Genomic DNA, 21595 nt, shown 5'->3' with positions numbered 1-21595 from the left:
AGAGAATATTAAGTGATGTTAGAGCTATAACAAATCAGCCACGTGTCATCATCAGGATGGGTAACGCCTTAACCGTTGCGGGTTAAAATGGGGTTAAGGAAATCCTGAATTAGAATTAGTCTTACAAAGTTAAAAGATCTACTAATTTGTAAATTCAAAAAAAGACCCTATTTATTAGGGGCTTTTTTTGAATTTTTTTTACCTGTTAAAATATACGCGATTAGAAATTCTGAGAACCAAAGTTTCCAAATCCACCTTGAACGTTCATCCCACTATGAGCGGATTGTGAATTTTGTTGTGCAACATTCTGAGCATTTGTGCCAGCAAAACCTGGTTGGAACATTGCTTGATCGCCACCTGAGAATTGTTGACCAACAAATCCATTTTGTTGTTGGAATCCATTTTGTGCTTGATAACCACCTTGGACATTAGAACCTCCTTGAGAGGATTGAGCATTTTGTTGGGACACTTCTTGTGCATTCGTCCCAGCAAAACCTGGTTGCATCATCATTTGAGCCCCACCGCCCATTGGTGCAGAAAATTGTCCTTGGTTTTGGAAACTAGCACCTTGACCATTCCCTTGGAAACCACCATGGACATTAGAGCCACTCCCCGCAGATTGAGCATTTTGACGAGAAACTTCTTGTGCATTAGTGCCAGCAAATCCTGGCTGCATCATCATTTGAGCTCCACCACCAATTGGAGTTGAGAATTGTCCTTGACTTTGGAAATTAGCTCCACCAAATCCATTTCCTTGGAATCCACCTTGAACATTAGATCCGCTCCCAGTAGATTGAGCATTTTGGCGAGAGACTTCCTGTGCATTCGTTCCAGCGAACCCATGTTGCATCATCATATGAGATCCACCACTAATAGGTGTAGAAAATTGTCCTTGATTTTGGAAATTAGATTGATTAAATCCATTTCCTTGGAATCCCCCCTGTACATTAGATCCACTCCCAGCAGATTGAGCATTCTGACGAGAAACTTCTTGTGCATTTGTCCCAGCGAAACCTGGTTGCATCATCATATGAGATCCACCACCAATAGGTGTAGAAAATTGTCCTTGATTACCTTGGTTTTGAAATGTTCCGTTTCCTTGGAACCCACCTTGAGAAAATTGATTACCTTGTTGTCCGTTAAACATATGTATTGCCTCCTAATATTTTGTTTTTGGCTGTGAAAGAGCCCATTTTTAAAACAAAGTTATTATTAGCTAAATCGACCAACCTATGTATTTAAAAAATAAAAAAATAAAAAGCTCTTGTAAAAACAAGAGCTATAGCAGATTAAAGATTTGTTTGAATACGATTAACCATTCCCATTCCATTTATCGGCTGGAACATAGCAAAACCAATGCTTCCATATGATCGAACTACCTTTGGCCCTTTAACATCACTTGCTAGTTTTGCGGAGCAATCCAGATCAACATTCAAACATGTCCCTGGCCGGCTTTCAATTATCTTAACCCCACCAGAAAGATTCTTGGCTATGGAAAAAGAAGATATTTTAAAAGAAGTGATTACTGATGCGAAAAAACTTGGGATGGATATTGAACCGTATATCACAGACTATAGGGTTAGTTAGTCACCCGGAAGACTTTCATAGCCTTGAGCCTAATCATAACTGGATGAGACCAGATCAGAAAACAGAGGTAAAAGGTTTATATTTAGCAGGAGATTATACACGTCAACCTCATTTTGCTACCATGGAAGGTGCTGTTGTTTCAGGGCAGAAAGCAGCAAGATTAATACTAAAGGAACGTGGATAAGATTTGTATTTAAATTCAAATAGAGTCTATTACACAGGCTAGTCGGATAGTTATTCAACGACATAATTAATAAACGACAGTGATATTTTCTCTGCTGGTGCTTTTATAGAAACACATAATGGCGTCCACAAGCAGTCAGATCCTGTACAAATCCAAACAACGTTTCCCAATAAAACATAGCTATTTTCAAATGTGAATAAAAACATTACTCATGAAGAAGTAATGTTTTTTTAGGTTAGTGATCTGATTTACAAAGGGTATGAACTAAAATGAATATTTTTTAGAGGATATAGAAAATATAATTTTTCCCTAATCGTCATGGTATAAAAAGTATCTAAGCTGTTAATAAAAGCAGTAGGAGATTTAATAGAAAGTAAGGTGGTTATATATGGATAAGCAAAAATTACAAAGTTGGATTGACCGGAAATTATATCAATTATCAACAGTGTCTGAATCAAAGGATTCAGAGCAAGAACGTCGTATATACATCCAATTGAACTCACTAATTGCAGAAGGTAAATTTGATAAGTAAGCATGTCAAAAATTTAGCATTAAATACTACATAAATGGAACTAAACGCAGCTGTTAATGAAATAGAGAGCGGGTCAGATTAAATGGAAAAAACCTCTCATTGAAAATAAATGGAGGTTTTTTAATAATATATTATGATATGTTTTAATATTTTCTTATAATATTACCTTGATATGCAAACTCAATATCCTTTTCCGAATTAAGAGCAATTTCCACAATTTTAGTTAAGAGGTTTTCTTCGGCCATTGAGTGAATATGTAAAAAACTAATTTTACCTTTGTCTGTTTCTTCGGTTTCTTCAAAGGATTTCATTTGATAAAATTTAATCGTTTTTCGTACTATTTCTCTTAGACTTTCTAGGTTATTCTCATTAAAATCTTCGATCTCACCTATTGTTTCTTTTAGGAAATCAAATAAATTCTTAGTCATTGTTTCTCCTTTTATTAGCATTTCTACCTGAAAATAAGCATTCGCTGTACTCGCTTTTTCCGCGGGCGGGACGGTGAGTCTCCTCGTCGCTGGGCTTCTGTGGGGTCTCACTGTGCCCCTTATGTCCCGCAGGAGTTCATTGGCTCTCTGCTCATTCCACACTAGGAGAATATTTTTTAGATACTCCATGGTGCAGATATTAATCCTTTATTAGTCCATAAGTAATATTTTTTAGTGTGCCAAAAAAGAGGTAATGTATAACAAGTTTTATATATCATCCAGGCTTGGTGTAAAAGGCAATTTAATAATAAATGTGGCACCTTTATTGACCTCGCTATGAATTTCTAATGAACCTTTATGATTATTTTTAATAATATTATTTGACACCATTATGCCGAGTCCCGTTCCGTTTTCCTTCGTAGAATAGAAGGGCTCACCAATTTTCTCAAGCTCCTTTTGGGGAATCCCTAATCCTTCATCAATCACCTTTATAATTGCATCGTTCTTGATTAGTTTCTAAACTGACCTTAATTACTCCGCCATTTTTCATGGCCTCAATCGAGTTTTTTAATAAATTAATTAAAACCTGTTTTAATTGGTTCTCGATACAATAAATGATTACAGGGGATGAAGTTAACTCTTTTTCTATTTTTATATTACTTAAGATTGCCTGAGTGTCCATTAACATGGTTACTTGTAAGATAACTTCCTTAAGGTTAGCATATTTCCCATTCTCTCAATATTTCCTCCGTCTTTTTTCTCTCCGAAATATCTCTGAAGGTTATTACTGTACCAACATGATTTCCTTTTTCTATCATAGGCTTAAATCGAGTATTCAACAGAAAAAGAGGTTCCGTCTTTTCTCCAGAAAATATCATCACTTATAAAGAGGCTGTCACCACTATTGCGTATGGTAAACTGGACACTTAATAATTGGAACATGATTTCCTTTGCTGTCGGTATGGTGAACTAAGTCATGAAGATTATTAGTTTTAAAATCTTCAATAACATATCCAGTCAGTTACTCTGCAGCTTTGTTCCAAAAAATCACGTTACCTCGAGATCAATTCCATAAATACCTTCTGCTACTGAATCTAAAATCAGCTGATTAACATGATTTAATCGCTCAATTTCATCCCTTAGTTCTATCTGAGTTTGATTGGATTGCATATTTGTGATCCTTTCTACATAGGGTATAACTGACATTATTAGTAATCATTTTACATTAATTTATTCTTTTATGGCAAAGATATCTACTAATCTTCTAATTATTATGAGGGAACAATTTTAAATTGGTAGTTTAAGTCATTACATTATTGAGATATAATACAACTATATCTATGATGTAAACGATTTCAATTAAAGGGGAGAATTTGATGTCACAAGTTAAAAATTCAAGCATGAATATTATTATTCGTATGCAAATTAATAAAACACTGATTACATTTAGTGATATAGCCAAAGAAATTGGAGAGATGGGTGGAGACATTGTCGGTATTGATGTCATCTCATCTAGTAAAACTCATACAATACGTGATATTACAATTAATGTAAATGACCAAAAACATTCTCATTCGATAACAGATAAAATAACAAATTTAGAAGGTGTAAATGTTGTTTCTGTTTCAGACCGTACATTTCTTTTACATTTAGGTGGAAAAATTGAGATACAATCAAAGAATCCAATTAAAAACCGTGATGATTTATCAAGAGTATACACACCAGGAGTCGCACAGGTATGTACAGCGATTGCTGAAGAACCAAATAAAGCTTATTCACTAACTATAAAGAGAAATACAGTCGCAGTTGTTTCAGATGGAACCGCAGTATTAGGTCTTGGCGATATTGGTCCACTAGCAGCAATGCCGGTAATGGAAGGTAAAGCGATGTTGTTCAAGCAAATGGGGGAAGTTGATGCCTTTCCGATTTGTTTAGATACAAAAGACACGGAAGAAATCATTCAAATAGTGAAATCAATTGCACCTGCGTTTGGTGGAATTAATTTGGAGGATATCTCATCACCAAGATGTTTTGAAATTGAGAAACGTTTAAAGGAAGAACTTGATATTCCTGTTTTTCATGATGACCAGCACGGAACTGCCGTTGTTATTTTAGCAGGACTAATTAACGCATTAAAGTTAACTGAAAAAAAGCTGAGTGAAATAAAGGTCGTGTTAACTGGAATCGGTGCTGCAGGTACAGCTTGTGCAAAAATTCTAATGGGCGCTGGAGTGAAAAATCTTATAGGTGTCGACAGAAATGGAGCACTTAATCGTGATGAGAAATACAGCAACGAAAATTGGACTGAATTTGCAAAGATGACGAACCCAGACAACTTAACTGGTAGTTTATCAGATGTCATTGAAGGGGCAGATGTTTTTATTGGAGTATCTGCTCCTGGGATTTTAACAGTTGATCACTTAAAGAAAATGGCAAAAGACCCTATCGTGTTTGCGATGGCGAATCCAAATCCTGAGATTGATCCTGAACTTGCCGAACCATACGTAAGAGTTATGGCTACAGGTCGTTCGGATTATCCAAACCAAATTAACAATGTATTATGCTTCCCTGGAATATTTAGAGGTGCACTAGATTGTCGAGCGAGGGTCATTAATGAAGAAATGAAGATTGCAGCGGCAGAAGCTATTGCAAGTGTTGTGTCTGAAGATGAGTTAAATGAAAGCTATATTATTCCAAGTGTATTTAACCAAAAGGTTGTTGAAAGAGTGAGAGAGGCTGTAATAAAGGCTGCGTATCAAACAGAAGTAGCTAGAAAAGATCCTTTAAGAATAGAGAGTCAATTGTCTAAATAATAAGAGCCTCTCCCTGAAATCAATGGAGTAAAAGAGCCTGTAAACGGCTCTTTTTTATTTTGAATTACAAAACAAGATATTTAAGTGGAAAATGAGGAACACTAAATCAAATCCTAAGAAACATAGTGTTTGTTACTTTGTATATACCAATAGAGGAGGTTTATATGAAAAAAGATAATAATAGTACACATAATGAGAAATATTATTTAGGTTTGAACAAACAAGCCGAAGAAGAAGTATTGGAAATTAGTTCAACAGGATATGGGTTAGAATCTGTTCAAAAAAAAGACCATGAGTACTCAAGTGAAAATTGAATAAAAGTAACAATCAAAAAGGCGATTCTCAATATGGAATCGTCTTTTTTAGAAATTTACTAGGTATATAAAAAGCTAATAAAAATTCGTACCATGGAGAATGAGAATAGTGTATTCGCCTAGCGAATGGAACTGTTCCATCTAAGTTATTTTCAGGGTAGACATCTATGCTAATTAAAATTAGCACCATGGAGTATGAAAAATTATACTTAGCTTAGTGTCTAGCTTCAGGCGCTATCGGCTCGGGGTCATAAGTCAATCCGGCAAGAAGGTTAAAAAGCAACCTTCTAGCCGGCTCGTCTTATGCCTGTCGCCGATGAACGAGCGCCTTCAGCATTTCTTTTTTCAGGGTAGACATCTATGCTAACTAAAATTAGCACCATGGAGTATGAAAAATTATACTTAGCTTAGTGTCTAGCTTCAGGCGCTATCGGCTCGGGGTCATAAGTCAATCCGGCAAGAAGGTTAAAAAGCAACCTTCTAGCCGGCTCGTCTTATGCCTGTCGCCGATGAACGAGCGCCTTCAGCATTTCTTTTTTCAGGGTAGACATCTATGCTAACTAAAATTAGCACCATGGAGTATGAAAAATTATACTTAGCTTAGTGTCTAGCTTCAGGCGCTATCGGCTCGGGGTCATAAGTCAATCCGGCAAGAAGGTTAAAAAGCAACCTTCTAGCCGGCTCGTCTTATGCCTGTCGCCGATGAACGAGCGCCTTCAGCATTTCTTTTTTCAGGGTAGACCCCAATGCTAAAAATTTTCGCACCATGGCGCATGAAAATATGCGTTCCCGCCCATAAAGTTAATACAATGATTATTAGTAGAGGTCGGGATGTCTTGATGTCTTGAGCTCGTTGGGTAGACGGACCGCGGTTAGTAAGTGTACCATGTTTTGTCGCTCTCATTTGAGAAGCACGTAGGGTAGATCACACAATAAGCTGCCGTTTAATAATCATTGTTCCTATAATATTGGGTAGGTGATTTTTTCATGCAGATTATTAGCAAATATGTATGTGGAATGGATGTCCACAAGAAATCAATTACAGCTTGTATTTTAACACCAAAGAGTAAAGAAGTTCGTACCTTCGGAACGATGACCGATGACCTTCTTTTACTAGTAGACTGGATTCAGTCAAATAAGTGTACTCATGTAGCAATGGAAAGCACTGGCGTGTACTGGAAACCAATTTATAATCTATTAGAATTGGAACCTTCTCTTCAAACTTACGTGGTTAATGCGCAGCACATTAAACAAGTTCCTGGCCGTAAAACAGATGTCAAAGATGCAGAGTGGATTGCAGATCTTTTAAAACACGGCCTATTAAAACCGAGTTTCATTCCCGACCGAGAGCAACGAGAGTTGCGTGAGCTTGTTCGTTATCGTAGAAGTTTAATTGATGAACGTGCCCGGGAAGCTAATCGTATTCAAAAGGTCTTGGAAGGAGCAAACATTAAACTTAGCTCCGTAGCTACTGATATTTTAGGTGTTTCTGGTCGACTAATGCTTCGCCAACTAATCAAAGGTGAGACTAACCCTTCACTCTTAGCGGAACTAGCAAAGAAGCAGCTTCGTAAGAAGATGGATCTTCTAGAACGTTCATTGAAGGGATTAATTGGGCCTCATCAGAAATTTCTACTTAAGGGTCAACTTGATCACATTGAGTATTTAGAAAAGCAAATTGAAATGTTGGATCTAGAAATAAAGGAACGCTTAAAAGAATACAAAGATGAAATTGAACTGTTAGATTCTATCCCGGGAATCGCAATTCAAACAGCTCAACATATCATTGCAGAAATCGGCCCAGATTTAAGTAGATTCCCAAGCGCTGCTCATTTAGCAGCATGGGCTGGTATGGCTCCAGGACAAAATGAAAGTGCAGGTAAAAAAAAAACAGCACGTACTAGAGACGGAAATAAATATCTAAGAAGCGCACTTATTGAATCAGCTTCAAGTGCTACTCGGAAAAAAGACTGTTATTTAGCTGCGAAATACCAACGATTAAAAAGAAGACGCGGTACCAACAAAGCAAAAGTCGCCATTGCACATCAAATCTTAGTCATTGCTTATCACTTATTAACTAGAAAAGAGAGTTACAAAGAACTTGGTTCTAATTACTATAGTGAGAAGGCCTTAGAAGTGAAAAAGAAAAAAGCTATCAAACACTTAACAAATTTAGGATACGAAATAAGACATCCATTACAGTCCGCTTAAAAATCAACCATAATATTTAGATACAAATATATGTAGGGAACTTTTTTAAAAAACCAAAAAGGTACCCTTTATTTAGTGTTGCCTTCTGGCCAATTTTATTTTCAGGGTAGACATCCATGCTAAATAAGTATTTCGCACCATTGTGTATGGAAAAAACGTTTCCTCCTCAGTGTGGAATGAAGCCACTTGACTCCTGCGGGATCCAGTGGTCTCGTGAGACCCCGCAGGAGCTGAGCCCTTGGCGACGAGGAGGCTCACGGACCACCCCGCGGAAAGCAAGTGGATCGCAGCTCATGGAACTCCACAACTAAAGTTATTTTCAGGGTAGACCTCCATGCTAATTAAAATTAGCACCATGAGTATGAAAAATTATACTTAGCTTAGTGTCTAGCTCCAGGCGCTATCGGCTCTCAGGTCTAAGTCAATCCACCCTAGAAGGTTAAAGAGCAACCTTCCAGCCGGCTTGCCTTATGCCTGTCGCCGATGAACGAGCGCCTTCCGCATTTCTTTTTTCAGGGTAGACATCCATGCTAAATTAAGTATTTCGCACCATTGTGTATGGAAAAAACGTTTCCTCCTCAGTGTGGAATGAGTGGAGAGCCACTTGACTCCTGCGGGATCCAGTGGTCTCGTGAGACCCCGCAGGAGCTGAGCCCCTGGCGACGAGGAGGCTCATCACGGACCACCCCGCGGAAAGCAAGTGGATCGCAGCTCATGGAACTCCACAACTAAAGTTATTTTCAGGGTAGACATCTATGCTAACTAAAATTAGCACCATGGAGGATGAAAATAGTGTACTCACTAAGTGTGGAATGAGCGGAGAGCCACTTGACTCCTGCGGGATCCAGTGGTCTCGTGAGACCCCGCAGAAGCCCGCCCCTGGCGACGAGGAGGCTCACGGACCACCCCGCGGAAAGCAAGTGGATCGCAGCTCATGGAACTCCGCAAACTAAGTTATTTTCAGGGTAGACACTTATGCTAAATAATATTCTCACCATGGTGAATGAAAATGGTTACCCCTCAGTGTGGAATGAGCGGAAAGCGAGTGGATCGTAGCGAATGGAACTAATAAACCTAGGTATTTTCAGGGTGGATAAAAAATAGACCGTTATATATATTATTTTAGGCATAGATGCATAAGTAACTTACGCTTAGAGAAAAATGACATAATAGGAAAGATTTATTTTTTTAAGAGGTGTTTAATTTGTTCGGTCTTTTTAGGAGAAAGGTTCAACGTCAACAACAACATAGTTATGAAAAAAAAGCTGAAAACTTTTCCCCTATTTTAGTCTCCAATCTAGAGAAGAATATAGATAATATTGAAAAAATGCTGGCATCACCATCTGACCTTGTGATCCGTAAATTAACTATCGGTGAGTATAAACTTGCTATTGTGAATTTTGATGGACTAGTGGATAAAGATTCAGTCAACAACTTTATAATCAAAAACCTCCAATCGCAAACTAACAAATTATCCGGGACGAATTTAAATTATGAAGAGCTTATAGCTTTTTTCAAAAACGAGACTCTTTCTGTCGCTGAAATGAAGATATCAGATACACTAGATGATTTATCGTTAGCAATCCTTTCTGGAGATACAGTATTAATGATTGATGGCTTGGACCAAATCCTAATTATTGGAACAAAAGGATGGGCAAGCCGTGGCGTTGAAGAGCCAATTACAGAAGCACTTGTTCGTGGTCCAAGAGATGGATTCACTGAAAATATACGAACAAATACCGTTCATTTAAGAAGAAGAGTTAAAGATCCTAACTTGCGCTTTGAGTCCTATAAAGTAGGCAGACGATCCAAAAATGATTTGGTCATTTCATATATCGATGGAATCATTCATCCTCAAATACTTGAAGAAGTAAAGAGAAGGGTGAAAACTCTTGATATGGATGATGTCCTAGAAACTGGTTATGTTGAACAGTGGATTGAAGACAACTTTTTATCACCATTTCCACAAGTTCAAAATACGGAAAGACCAGATAAAGTGGCTGCTGCATTAATGCAAGGAAAGGTAGCGATATTCCTAGATGGGACACCTTTTGTGCTCCTTGCGCCGTTAACGTTCGCTGAAACCTTACAGTCACCAGAGGACTATTATGAACGCTGGTATATAGGATCCCTCATAAGGGTTTTAAGATATTTTTGTGCATTTGTGGCGTTATTTTTGCCCAGCTTATATGTGGCTTTAGTTTCCTTCCATCCCGGAATGATACCATCGAAACTAGCTTTTTCAATTGCAGCTACACGAGAAGGAGTACCTTTCCCTTCTCTTTTTGAGGCAATATTTATGGAAGTAACGATGGAGATTTTACGTGAGGCAGGAATTCGTTTACCTAAGCCTATAGGTCAGACGGTTGGGATTGTCGGAGGATTGGTTATTGGTGAAGCTGCTGTTAGTGCCGGGATTGTTAGTCCAATCATGGTTATTGTAGTTGCAGTTACGGCTATTTCTACCTTTGTAATTCCTTCTTATTCATTTGCAATTTCAATTAGGATGCTGCGTTTTGCTTTCCTGGTTGTAGCAGGTGTGTTTGGATTTTACGGAATTATTTTGACTTATATTATGATAAATATCCATATGGCAAACTTAAAATCAATTGGAGTTCCTTATACTGTGCCATTTGCGCCAAGTTTTTATAAAGACTGGAAAGATCTCGTATTCCGTGCACCATTAACGTTTCTGACTAAAAGACCTGTGCACATGGAAACCGTGGATGATAAGCGTATGAACAAGGAGGAATGAAATCGTGAAACCCTTTGAGTATGCTGATGAGAAAATTGGTAGCAAGGAATTAGTTTATATAGTAGCCTCTATGATGATTGGTGTTGGAATACTTACCTTACCAAGATTAATTGCCACTCATACAAAAACCTCTGATGGATGGATATCACTTTTAGGAAGTGGAGCATTTTTTATTTTTTTTGGTTGGTTCTTGGCAAAAATGATCTCAGCTTACCCACATAAGTCTTTTTTAGAATATACAACCATTACTATGACTAAACCTGTGGCAAGAGTGTTAACCGCTATCTTGGGGATGACTTTTCTTTTTACTTGTGCTCTCGAAACAAGAGTAATAGCTAATATTTCAAAGTTATATATGTTTGATCAAACTCCAATTGAAGCCGTTGCGCTTACATTTCTTTTAGTGTTAATTTATGCTGTTTCTGGATCAAGGATTGCGTTATTAAGACTAAATATGATGTTTTTGCCCATCGTTTTGGCTATTACTTTGCTCGTCCAAGTTTTTAATGTTTCATTATTTCAACCAGAAAATTTACGACCAATTTTTACTACCCCACTTTTGGGGTATTTTCAAGGAGCACAAGAAACCATCTTTTCATTTGTCGGGTATGTTATCATCCTTTCATATGTTTCTCTGATGAATAAACCAAAGGATGCACCTAAAATGACAATGATTGGGATAGGGATTCCACTTATCTTATATCTGATTATCTATACTGTAGCAATCGGTGTATTTGGTACCCTTGCTACTTCAGAAATTACTTATCCTACCATTGAAATTGCAAAAGAGATAGAAGCTCCAGGTGGATTTGTTGAAAGGTTTGAGTCGATTTTTTTTACAGTATGGATCATGACTGTATTTAATACCGCATCTATGGCACTAGATATTTCTGTTCATTTATTTAAATCATTATTTAAGATAAAAAAAAGCACCTTAATCTATATATCCTCTCCAGTAGTCTATTTAGTGGCTATGATACCAGAGAATACAAATCAAATACAATTATTAGGAAAAGTTATTGCTCTTATTGGATTTTTCTTTGGTGTTATTTACCCCATTTTGTTTTTTATCGTAACACGTATAAGAGGGGGCAAAAAACATGCATAGAGTTAAGCTACTATTCGTCTTCTTAATACTAGTAATTACTACGGGGTGCTGGGATTCAATTGAGATTGAACAACGAGGGTTTGTTATAGGAGCTGGAATAGACCTTGAAGACAATGATAAAAAGAATAAAGGTGACCTTAAATTAACCCAGCAGTTTGTGGTACCGTCAGCAATAGCAGAAGGAAGTAGCGGGGGAACTGGTAAAGGCCAAGCCTACCAAAACATTGAATCCAAAGGTAATACAATATTTGAAACAGTAAGAAGAGTCGCTGCAATCACAAGTCGTTCTCCATTTTTTGAACATATAAAGTTAATTGTTCTATCAGAGGATGTTGCAAAATCAGAGTATTTTCCAGATGTTCTTGATTATTTTCTTCGCTTTCCAGAAATGAGACGAGGGACGCAGATTATGATTACGCCTGAGAAAGCAAAGGATATACTTGAAGTTAGTCCAGAAAATGAAAACCTACCAACTATGTATATCCAATCAATTTCGAAAAATAATTTTAAAAATGCAAGAATGGTTCCACCGACAAGAATTGGTGATGTTCATGAATTTCTACTTGGTAAAGAAAGCTTCATCATACAAATGATAACGAAATTAAGTGACAACGAAGTGAAAATCGCTGGACATGCTGTTATAAATGGGCAAACAGATAAGCTAGTCGGTTTTATTGGTGAAGAAGCAACCGAAGGAGTTAATTTCATAACTGGTGAGATTGAAGGTGGGCTACTGGAAGCGAAAGTGGACGATGAAATTGTTGTTTATGAAATGGATATCGTCAATTCAAAGATCAAACCAACCGTTTTAGGTGATAGGCAATTTAAATTTACAGTTGAAATTGAAACGGTTGGATCTATACCGGAAACCTTTAAACCAGTAAATTTATTGAGTGAAGAGGAGATAAGGCAAACTGAAGAAGGAGTAGAAGACTCTATACGTTATTTTACGGACTTGGCGATTGAAAGGGTCCAAAAAGAGTTGAAAACTGATGTCTTTCGTTTTGGAAAATACTTAAGTATCAAAGACCCTGATGAATGGGGAAAAGTGGAAGATAATTGGGATTTTGGTGAAAATTACTTTGAAAAGGCAGAAATCGAGGTTAAGGTTGACGCAACGATAAGTAGAAATGGCGCCATCATTAAATCTACATTAGAATAAGAGAGGCTTTAACATGAAAGAAGTTTTAGATATTCTTACACCAACTTGGCTGAACATCTTTTTCGCATTTTTGGCATTTGCTATTCCATACACAGTTGCGAAGATCTATCATAAACTTCGCGTAGTGGGCGATCCTCCATGGAAAAAAAGTGAGGGGGATGATAGCTGAGAAAATATAGACCAAGGTTTTTAAAAATATGCAGCAAAGTCAATTTAGGTGAATAATTTGACTTAGCTGTATTTTTTTTTACTTTAATTCAAAAATTTTGAATCCTTTTACTATGTTGTCCGTATTTAAAATATCTTTCTAAAATGAGACAAGTACGGAAGTGGAATAAGAATAACAGGAGTTAAAAAGTAAATAGAATCCTCAATTTATTATAAAAAAGGAGGCGATGGTGATGATCACCACTGAGAAAAAACACTATTTTTTAACGTCGGCTTTAGTAATTAAGATACAAATTTAAATGCTGGAAATACCAGAAGAAAATAAATGAAAATGGTCTTTGAATCAATTAAGTTATAAAATTTAAGTTTTGCTGTTAAGCAATTACTGTTATTGTAATTGCTTATTTTAATTTTTTAAAAAAACTTTTAAAATATTGAATGATTTTATTAAATTGCTACGTCTAACTAATAACTGCTTTCGTAAACCTTGGTGTTGTTGAATAGTTGTGCGGTTGTGCGGTTATCATTTTATAACTTTGGAATGTACTCTGAAATTGCAACCGTTTTAACAAAACCTGTTTAATACAAGAAAAGGATTCAATATTCGAAAAGAGCGACTATAAAGACCCTTCAAAGGAGGGAGTAACTGGTGGAGTCAAACTTGAAAAATTTTCAGTACAATGGCAATGATAAATCTAAAACAATAAATGATAACTTAGAAGATGCACTTGAAAGCATTATGAATGAATATGGTACAGAAATAAAGCGATTCATTTATAGCTATATAAAGAATGAAAGTGATGCAGATGATGTAACACAAGATGTGTTTGTAACGGTCTATCAAAAGCTGGATACATTTCGGGGAGAATCTACCCTGAGAAGCTGGATTTATTCGATTGCAATTAATAAAAGCAAGGATTATTTACGGAGCTGGAAATCCCGTAACTTGCGATTAAAAGAGAAGTTAGTACAGTTTACCAATATTAAGGAGAAACAGGATACACCTGAAAGTTATTTAGTTAATAAGAGCGATTCGAATTATTTATTGCAACAGGTGTTGTCTTTGCCGGTAAAATATCGTGAAGTTATTATTCTTTATTATTTTAAAGATCTTTCTGTAAAAGAAATTGCTGATGCATTATCCACAAAGGAGACAACAGTAAGAACGCACTTAAATCGAGGTAGAAACAAAATCAAGAGTTTGATTGAGGCTGAAAGGGGTGGAGAAATTGGATAAGGAATTAAAAAATTTAAAAGATACATATGATGACCAGTTCTCAACAACTACCTTTTCTAGTTTAGATAAAGAGAATGTCTATCTTAAAATAAAAAAAAGAAAGAAAGAAAAGCGTTTTAATCTCCAAAGATTCTTACCCAAGACATTATCTTATCTCGCTTATGGAGCCATGATTATTCTGATTTTTGGAATGGTAAACAACCAGGTCAAAATCGTTCCTGATGGATTTACTAGTAAAGAAGAAGAAACCTTAGGAAATTCTTCATTATCAAACAAAGAATCAGTAAACAACTTCAAGAAATCTATAGGTGATGAAGTGAATGAGGATGGAATAGGGGAACTCATTGAAAAAATAGATAATGTGGAAACGACAATTGCGCTTTCCCCAGAGTTAGAAGTAATTTATGAGGAATATGCAGATAGTGAAAATGATGCTCTCTTAAAGGAGTTATCGCCATTAGATATATTCAAATTTCACTTTCATGCAAAGCAGTTAGGAGATGAGCGCACATTATACAACCTTTATTTTCAAGGAGAATATTCTGGAACACCTTCTGAAGAAGAATACTTTGGAGACCCCGAATTTTTCGGTGCGAAAATGACAGAAAATGATCAAAAGTTATATAACAAGTTGCTACAAGTGAAAGAGTTTAATATAAACTATTTACAAATAAACGAAGCGATTATTACATGGGAGAAGACGGATGAATCTTTCCCTGTGTTTCGTATGATTAAGGATACAAAACAAGGTGTGTGGAAAGTAAGTTGGCTTCCAATGCAATAGTGTAAGCCCTTTGCTCAAAAGTGACCAATCAATAATAATTTTTTTTATTGATTGATCACTTTTGTTTAAGTATATCAGTTAATTATTTTTAGGTTTTCTAAGTACTTTACTGGAAACTCCTTTAAGTACATTAGAAGTGGTATCAACTGTTTTACCAACAACATCATTTCCGAAACTGGAAGTATTTTTAAGTACGTCTGAAGAAGTGTCAACGACCTTCCCCACCAAGCCTCCCTCGCCAGACACAGTTTTAACAACTTTGTTAGCTGTATCCACGGTCTTATGAACAAGCTCATTTGCTTGGCCAGACGTATGCTTTAAAATGTTTTCTGAGGTGCTTTTCTTGTTGTTGTTTAAAGTAATAATAATCTCCATCCTAAATTGTAATCTTTATTACTTATGGAAAGTTTGCTTGTCATATTCATTAAATATGGAATATTATTAATCTCATGTTGTTAAAACTCTTCAATTAGTCTTACATACTTTTTTAGAATATCAATGGACGTTATCATACTTGTATTAGTTTCTAAACTATGATCTGCACCTTCGATAAGCTGTAAGTCTAGAAATTGGTTTTCTTTTAAACTATCAAACGTTTCTTTTATGTAACATGGGTCTTGATCTCCGATGATACAAAGTCCTGCATTGTTGGTTCGAAGTAATGATTCAGAAACATCAGTTTTTTGTAATAAGGGAGTTAGCCATATGATTTTTGCAGAATGAAAAATGGATGTTTCTAATAAATAAGGCAAAGCAATCGTACCTAGTGATTTTGCAATGATCATGTAGTTCTGATAGTTTTGGTGTTGAACAATATGATCGATTACAGATTGTATCGCTGAAACGAATTCGGTATCTTTTAGTGAAGAAAGTTCTTCTTTGGAATAACTGTAATTAATATGCAATACATCAAAGCCCCTTTTCACCATAACACCAGTTGAGTAGTATAAAAGTGGTTTATGTACTGTATAACCAGCTCCAGGTAAGATGATGGTGAGTGTATCTGATTGACTATCTTGTTGTACATGTGAGTAAGAAATAGTTTTGCCATTTGCCAATGACATTTCATCGTTTTTAATCCTCATTTAAATTCCCTCCTTTTTAAGATAATAGTAACACTTATTACAGAATTTCCCTTATAATTTTTAGGAAGAAAGATTATGGTGATCTTTATGACTGATATAGAGAAATGTCCCATCTGCCAAAACAATAATCAATGCGGAAATGTGGCTAGAGAATCCCAATGTTGGTGCATAAATGAAATATTCCCTGAAGATATCTTTAGGATGGTTTCAGATGACCGGGCTTGTATCTGCAAGAAGTGTTTGAATCAATACAACAAATAAATTTATATAATGATTTGAAACATCTCTTAGATAAAGACGTATAGTTATTAAATCAAATCTCGTTCTTTAGAATCTCTTTCGGAGGCTTTAAAAGTAGGGAAAAGTAGTTCAAACTTTGAAAGTGGGGGAAACAGTTTGAGAAACGTTGTGTTTTTATTGTTGTTTACCAGTTTATTTTTAATGGTTGGCTGTACTAACAAAGAGGACCGTGCAGTTGAATGGTTTACTACCGAAGAGGAGGCAATTGAAAAGGGGCTGCAACAGGAAGGAACAGATACACACGCAGTATTGTCTATAGAAAGCTATAAAGGCGAAACCCTTGTTTTTTATGATTACGGAGGAGCACTAGGTGTTGCTAGTATAACCGAAAGTGATCAAGGGTTCAGTTGGTATCGAAGTAATGCATATAGTGATATTGAGGGAGATGTTCCGTATGCATATGGAGGGTTTAAGGCTAAGACAGAAAATGGGATAGCCATTCAAATCTTATATGGAAAGGCTTTTGACAATTCAATTAAGGTAATGAATTTGGTCAGAGATACCGAGAAGCAAGTAATGAAAATTGATGAGGACTCACGTCTGTTTTATGCAATTCATGAAGCGCCTTTTCATCAATTAGAGGTTATGCCTGAAGAGTAGTGGTAGAAATAGTGGTGGAAAGAGGAGAAAAAATGAATGTTCGGTTTAGAGCAATCGAAGCTGCAAAACAATTTATTACTACCCATTTCCCAGATTGCCATGGTGCTTTGTTAGCCGGAAGTGTTGTAAGAGGTGAGTCAACAAAGACCTCTGACTTAGATATTGTTGTGTTTCAGCCGGAAATACCAAAAGCATACCGAGAATCACTTATTGAATATGGATGGAATATTGAACTTTTTGTCCATAACTTAACGTCTTATCGTTCATTTTTTGAAAGCGATTCGAGTAGAGGAAGGCCTTCATTACCACGTATGGTGTCAGAGGGAATGATAATTAAAGACACTGGAGTAATTGAACAAATAAAAATAGAAGCAAAAGAACTATTAGATAACGGTCCGGAAGAATGGCCGAATGAAATAATAAGAATGAAAAGATATTTTATTACAGATACTTTAGATGATTTTATAGGCTGTACAAATCGGGCCGAGGGATTATTTATTGCGAATTCACTTGCTGAATTAGTAAGTGAATTCGTTTTAAGAACAAATAACCAGTGGCTTGGTTCTTCTAAATGGGTGGTACGAGCTTTGAAACAATTTGACGAAGCGTTTACGGAGAACTTTATAAATGCGTTTGATGCTTACTATAAAACGGATTCAAAAGATCTTATTATTGGTTTAGTTGATCAAATCTTACAGCCTTTTGGTGGTAGGTTATTTGAAGGTTTTTCTCTAGGAAAAGACTAACTATTATACATCGTTACGAAAAAGAGATTATAATAATGAAATACATATGATTAGTAGACATTTCGAAAGTAATAGGAGGATTTTTCATTGGAAATTGGAATTAGCACATTTGTAGAAACAACACCAGATGTTGAAACCGGCAAAGTCATAAGTCATGCCGAGCGTATTCGAGAAGTGGTTGAGGAAATTGTCCTTGCAGATAAAGTTGGTTTAGATGTATTCGGAGTAGGTGAGCACCATCGAGAAGATTTCGCAGCTTCTTCACCAGCAATGTTGCTTTCTGCAGCTGCATCACAGACAAAACGCATTCGCCTAACGAGTGCAGTAACTGTACTTTCTTCTGCAGATCCGGTACGTGTTTTTCAAGATTTTGCAACGCTTGATGCAATCTCTAACGGTCGTGCAGAAATCATGGCCGGTCGTGGTTCATTCATCGAATCTTTTCCTTTATTCGGATTTGATTTAAAAGATTATGATGAGTTATTTGAAGAGAATTTAGAGCTGTTATTAAAAATAAGAGAATCTGAAAAAGTAACTTGGAGAGGTGGACACCGCCCAGCAATAAATAATTTGGGAGTGTATCCAAGACCAGTTCAAGATCCATTACCAGTTTGGATTGGTAGTGGTGGAAATTCAAATTCTGTCATAAGAGCAGGTATCCTTGGTTTGCCACTTGTTCTTGCAATCATTGGTGGTAGTCCACTTCATTTTACACCACTTGTTGAGCTTTACAAGAAAGCTGCGGCACATGCTGGTCATGATCCATCTAAATTACCTGTTGCTTCACATTCACATGGATTTATTGCTGAGAATACAGAGACAGCAGCTGATAAATTCTTCCCTTCAACTCAGCAAGTTATGAATAAATTAGGTCGCGAACGTGGATGGGGTCATTATGACCGGACAAGCTTTGATGCAGCGAGAAGCTTTGAAGGAGCATTATACGTAGGAGATTCGAAAACCGTTGCCGAAAAGATCATTCACCTTCGTAAGAACGTGGGTATCACAAGATTTATGCTACATGTACCAGTAGGGTCAATGCCACATGAAGATGTGATGAAGGCAATTGAATTGTTGGGTACAGAGGTTGCTCCAATGGTAAGAGAAGAAATATCAGTATGGGAAGCGAATATGTAAAACTAGTAACAAATATTGAATGGTGCGTAACGACAATTTAGTCTTTACGCACCATTTTTATTTAAATGTCTAGGTTTAGTGATACTTAATAGAAACCTTTTACTAAATCAGCTCGTCTAATAACTAAGGGGGTACAGAATGTTATATATTGGTAAGCGATTGATCGTTTTTTCTCTTGCTTTGATCCTGGTTGCCTGTGATCAAGAAGCAGACGCCAAAAAAAGTTTGGCAGAAATATATAGTCTAGCATTAAACTCCATTATGGAGAGGGATACCGGATTAAATGGGGGGATGGACTTCATAGCCATCGACATGAGTAATTTTGATGAGTTAGATCAGAGAGACCGAAAACAGATTGTAACATTTTTTGAGGATACATATAAAACTGAGGTAATGATATCTACTTTTGAAGATCTTCAAGAGAAGGGACTATACAACGAAGAAACGTCTATACTGGATGGAATTCTTCTTCGAATAGAAAAAGTAGATTTTAAATTTAATAATGAAATTGTTTTTGAAGGTTCAAAATATCGCTCTGGTTTAGGATCCATCGGTGTTGAAGTGATTGTTTACTTTGATCATAATCAATGGCAAGTGAAGGAAATAAAAGAGACTTGGATTAGTTAGATTATTTTGATAAAGGAGAAATGAATTTTGTTAAGTTATTATAGCAAACTATCTTCAGAAGTATATGATTTGGATAAGCCTATTGGTCATTCCTTTGGTGATGTTGAGTATTACCTAGAAAGACTTTCTCATGTTACGGCCCGTATTCTTGAGCCAGCAACAGGAACTGGGCGTATGCTCATTCCTCTTTTAGAAAAAGGATTTGAGGTGGATGGTTTTGATATTTCAACAGAGATGTTAATGATATGTCGGGAACATTGCAAGGCAAGAGAATTAACTCCTAATCTCTTCGAGGAAAAAATGGAGACATTTTCAATGGATGTCAAATATGGTGCGATTATCATTCCTTCCGGGACATTTTTACTCATACAGGATAGAGAAACCTCGCTTAAGGCGCTTGAAAACTTTTATCATCATCTAGAAAAGGGTGGCAGGTTAATCGTTGATTTATTTTTACAGCCAGAATTTATAGTTGGAAAAGTATCTACGAGAAAATGGGAATGCGAAAATGGAGATATCATTACCCTACAAAATACAAATGCGGAAATAGATTATATTAATCAATGTACATTGTCATATGGCAGATATGAAAAATGGCGCAATGGCACACTAATACAAACTGAATTAGAGTCATTTCCATTACGGTGGTATGGAGTAGATGAATTTAAGATGATTCTTAAGCACATTGGTTTTAAAGAAATTGTGGTTTCTTCTGATTATAAATATGGTCAATATCCTAAAAACGGAAATCAGATGATTACGTTTGAGGGTGTTAAGTGATTCTGGTGGGTTAACATTGCTTATAGAAGTGAATCGGCGTAAGGCTTTGTCAGAAGAAGGGCTGGGTTTTAGAAAGGGTTTGAAACAGGAGGAGCTAAAAGCTGTCCGAAGAGAGTCCAGGTTCAGACAGCTTTAAGGCTGAAAGAGCCAAAGTTGTCCGAAGAGAGCCTAGGTTCAGACAGCTTTATGTCTGAAAGAGCCAAAGTTGTCCGAAGAGAGTCCAGGTTCAGACAGCTTTATGTCTGAAAGAGCCAAAGTTGTCCGAAGAGAGTCCAGGTTCAGACAGCTTTGAAGCCAAAAGAGCTAAAGCTGTCCGAAGAGAGTCCAGGTTCAGACAGCTTTAAGGCTGAAAGAGCCAAAGTTGTCCGAAGAGAGTCTGGGTTCAGACAGCTTTGAAGCCAAAAGAGCTAAAGCTGTCCGAAGAGAGTCCAGGTTCAGACAGCTTTATGTCTGAAAGAGCCAAAGCTGTCCGAAGAGAGCTGGGTTCAGACAGCTTTGAATCCAAAAGAGCTAAAGCTGTCCGAAGAGAGTCCAGGTTCAGACAGCTTTGAGGCTGAAAGAGCCAAAGTTGTCCGAAGAGAGCCTAGGTTCAGACAGCTTTATGTCTGAAAGAGCTAAAGCTGTCCGAAGAGAGTCCAGGTTCAGACAGCTTTGAAGCCAAAAGAGCCAAAGCTGTCCGAAGAGAGTCTGGGTTCAGACAGCTTTGAAGCCAAAAGAGCTAAAGTTGTCCGAAGAGAGTCCAGGTTTAGACAGCTTTAAGGCTGAAAGAGCCAAAGTTGTCCGAAGAGAGTCCAGGTTCAGACAGCTTTATGTCTGAAAGAGCCAAAGCTGTCCGAAGAGAGTCCAGGTTCAGACAGCTTTGAAGCCAAAAGAGCCAAAGCTGTCCGAAGAGAGTCCAGGTTCAGACAGCTTTGAAGCCAAAAGAGCCAAAGCTGTCCGAAGAGAGTCCGGGTTCAGACAGCTTTGAAGCCAAAAGAGCTAAAGCTGTCCGAAGAGAGCCCAGGTTGAGACAGCTTTGACGCAAAAAGAGCTAAAGA

25 protein-coding genes are annotated in these 21595 nt (G+C 36.8%); 17 read left to right on the top strand and 8 right to left on the bottom strand.

What is annotated here, in order from left to right; genetic code table 11:
- Positions 1–220 precede the first annotated feature (220 nt).
- Complete coding sequence (locus BK579_RS20120) at positions 221–1147, bottom strand: hypothetical protein (protein WP_078548557.1); 927 nt, start codon at positions 1145–1147, stop codon at positions 221–223.
- A gap of 142 nt (positions 1148–1289) precedes the next feature.
- Positions 1290–1436, bottom strand: a complete 147-nt coding sequence (locus tag BK579_RS26510) for a hypothetical protein (protein ID WP_235848489.1) — start codon at positions 1434–1436, stop codon at positions 1290–1292.
- Between the two features lie 92 nt (positions 1437–1528).
- On the opposite strand from BK579_RS26510, the gene BK579_RS26505 reads away from it, so the two are divergent.
- Both BK579_RS26505 and BK579_RS25795 read left to right on the top strand, forming a co-directional pair.
- Positions 1529–1771 carry an FAD-dependent oxidoreductase gene (locus tag BK579_RS26505; RefSeq protein WP_235848488.1) on the top strand — a complete coding sequence of 81 codons (243 nt, stop codon included), beginning with the start codon at positions 1529–1531 and terminating at the stop codon, positions 1769–1771.
- Positions 1772–2159: 388 nt separating this feature from the next.
- Positions 2160–2303 (top strand): hypothetical protein, encoded by a 144-nt coding sequence (locus BK579_RS25795; protein WP_169891197.1) that lies wholly within the window; start codon positions 2160–2162, stop codon positions 2301–2303.
- A 143-nt stretch (positions 2304–2446) separates the two neighbouring features.
- Here the strand turns inward: BK579_RS25795 and BK579_RS25325 are convergent, their stop codons facing one another.
- The 4 genes from BK579_RS25325 to BK579_RS26825 form a co-directional block, all read right to left on the bottom strand.
- Positions 2447–2731 (bottom strand): DUF6407 family protein, encoded by a 285-nt coding sequence (locus BK579_RS25325; protein ID WP_139365128.1) that lies wholly within the window; start codon positions 2729–2731, stop codon positions 2447–2449.
- A 267-nt stretch (positions 2732–2998) separates the two neighbouring features.
- Positions 2999–3217 (bottom strand): ATP-binding protein, encoded by a 219-nt coding sequence (locus tag BK579_RS20105; protein ID WP_169891196.1) that lies wholly within the window; start codon positions 3215–3217, stop codon positions 2999–3001.
- Positions 3210–3419 (bottom strand): hypothetical protein, encoded by a 210-nt coding sequence (locus BK579_RS26150; protein ID WP_204524744.1) that lies wholly within the window; start codon positions 3417–3419, stop codon positions 3210–3212. Before BK579_RS26150 ends, BK579_RS20105 begins: the two co-directional genes overlap by 8 nt.
- A gap of 359 nt (positions 3420–3778) precedes the next feature.
- Positions 3779–3901 carry a hypothetical protein gene (locus BK579_RS26825; protein ID WP_268876529.1) on the bottom strand — a complete coding sequence of 41 codons (123 nt, stop codon included), beginning with the start codon at positions 3899–3901 and terminating at the stop codon, positions 3779–3781.
- Between the two features lie 206 nt (positions 3902–4107).
- Here BK579_RS26825 and BK579_RS20095 point away from each other — a divergent pair, with 206 nt between their 5' ends.
- The 9 genes from BK579_RS20095 (at position 4108) to BK579_RS20060 (ending at position 15283) form a co-directional block, all read left to right on the top strand.
- A complete protein-coding gene (locus tag BK579_RS20095; protein WP_078548543.1) occupies positions 4108–5544 on the top strand; it encodes an NAD-dependent malic enzyme in 1437 nt (478 codons plus the stop codon).
- A 164-nt stretch (positions 5545–5708) separates the two neighbouring features.
- Complete coding sequence (locus BK579_RS25790; protein ID WP_169891195.1) at positions 5709–5858, top strand: hypothetical protein; 150 nt, start codon at positions 5709–5711, stop codon at positions 5856–5858.
- A 987-nt stretch (positions 5859–6845) separates the two neighbouring features.
- Positions 6846–8069 carry an IS110 family RNA-guided transposase gene (locus tag BK579_RS20090; RefSeq protein ID WP_078548540.1) on the top strand — a complete coding sequence of 408 codons (1224 nt, stop codon included), beginning with the start codon at positions 6846–6848 and terminating at the stop codon, positions 8067–8069.
- 1204 nt (positions 8070–9273) lie between these two features.
- Positions 9274–10824 (top strand): spore germination protein, encoded by a 1551-nt coding sequence (locus BK579_RS20080; protein WP_078548535.1) that lies wholly within the window; start codon positions 9274–9276, stop codon positions 10822–10824.
- Between the two features lie 4 nt (positions 10825–10828).
- Positions 10829–11932 carry a GerAB/ArcD/ProY family transporter gene (locus BK579_RS20075; protein WP_078548533.1) on the top strand — a complete coding sequence of 368 codons (1104 nt, stop codon included), beginning with the start codon at positions 10829–10831 and terminating at the stop codon, positions 11930–11932.
- Complete coding sequence (locus BK579_RS20070; protein WP_078548530.1) at positions 11925–13094, top strand: Ger(x)C family spore germination protein; 1170 nt, start codon at positions 11925–11927, stop codon at positions 13092–13094. The genes BK579_RS20075 and BK579_RS20070 overlap by 8 nt, the downstream gene beginning before the upstream one ends.
- A 13-nt stretch (positions 13095–13107) precedes the next feature.
- Positions 13108–13263 carry a hypothetical protein gene (locus BK579_RS25785; RefSeq protein ID WP_169891194.1) on the top strand — a complete coding sequence of 52 codons (156 nt, stop codon included), beginning with the start codon at positions 13108–13110 and terminating at the stop codon, positions 13261–13263.
- A 648-nt stretch (positions 13264–13911) separates the two neighbouring features.
- Positions 13912–14499: a sigma-70 family RNA polymerase sigma factor gene (locus BK579_RS20065; protein WP_235848487.1), complete on the top strand. Its 588-nt coding sequence runs from the start codon at positions 13912–13914 to the stop codon at positions 14497–14499.
- A complete protein-coding gene (locus BK579_RS20060) occupies positions 14492–15283 on the top strand; it encodes a hypothetical protein (protein ID WP_078548528.1) in 792 nt (263 codons plus the stop codon). Before BK579_RS20065 ends, BK579_RS20060 begins: the two co-directional genes overlap by 8 nt.
- A 78-nt stretch (positions 15284–15361) precedes the next feature.
- Here the strand turns inward: BK579_RS20060 and BK579_RS20055 are convergent, their stop codons facing one another.
- Entirely contained in the window at positions 15362–15658 is a 297-nt protein-coding gene (locus tag BK579_RS20055; RefSeq protein WP_078548526.1) for a hypothetical protein, read from the bottom strand.
- 80 nt (positions 15659–15738) lie between these two features.
- Positions 15739–16368, bottom strand: coding sequence for an alpha/beta hydrolase (locus BK579_RS20050; protein WP_078548524.1), 630 nt, complete (start codon positions 16366–16368; stop codon positions 15739–15741).
- 75 nt (positions 16369–16443) lie between these two features.
- Between BK579_RS20050 and BK579_RS20045 the strand changes: the two genes are divergently transcribed.
- From BK579_RS20045 to BK579_RS20020, 6 genes are all read left to right on the top strand, one after another.
- Positions 16444–16629 carry a cysteine-rich CWC family protein gene (locus BK579_RS20045; protein ID WP_328589289.1) on the top strand — a complete coding sequence of 62 codons (186 nt, stop codon included), beginning with the start codon at positions 16444–16446 and terminating at the stop codon, positions 16627–16629.
- 135 nt (positions 16630–16764) lie between these two features.
- Positions 16765–17268 (top strand): hypothetical protein, encoded by a 504-nt coding sequence (locus BK579_RS20040; protein WP_078548521.1) that lies wholly within the window; start codon positions 16765–16767, stop codon positions 17266–17268.
- A gap of 32 nt (positions 17269–17300) precedes the next feature.
- Positions 17301–18014, top strand: a complete 714-nt coding sequence (locus BK579_RS20035; protein WP_078548518.1) for a nucleotidyltransferase domain-containing protein — start codon at positions 17301–17303, stop codon at positions 18012–18014.
- 87 nt (positions 18015–18101) lie between these two features.
- Complete coding sequence (locus BK579_RS20030; RefSeq protein WP_078548516.1) at positions 18102–19151, top strand: LLM class flavin-dependent oxidoreductase; 1050 nt, start codon at positions 18102–18104, stop codon at positions 19149–19151.
- 138 nt (positions 19152–19289) lie between these two features.
- Positions 19290–19778: a peptide ABC transporter substrate-binding protein gene (locus BK579_RS20025; protein ID WP_078548513.1), complete on the top strand. Its 489-nt coding sequence runs from the start codon at positions 19290–19292 to the stop codon at positions 19776–19778.
- Positions 19779–19805: 27 nt separating this feature from the next.
- Entirely contained in the window at positions 19806–20558 is a 753-nt protein-coding gene (locus tag BK579_RS20020; RefSeq protein WP_078548510.1) for a methyltransferase domain-containing protein, read from the top strand.
- Positions 20559–21595 lie beyond the last annotated feature (1037 nt).

It is taken from the genome of Litchfieldia alkalitelluris (genome assembly GCF_002019645.1).
Classification (GTDB): Bacteria; Bacillota; Bacilli; order Bacillales; family Bacillaceae_L; genus Litchfieldia; species Litchfieldia alkalitelluris.
Note: the sequence above shows the minus strand (reverse complement) of the source record. Positions and strands in the feature narration are given on the sequence as shown.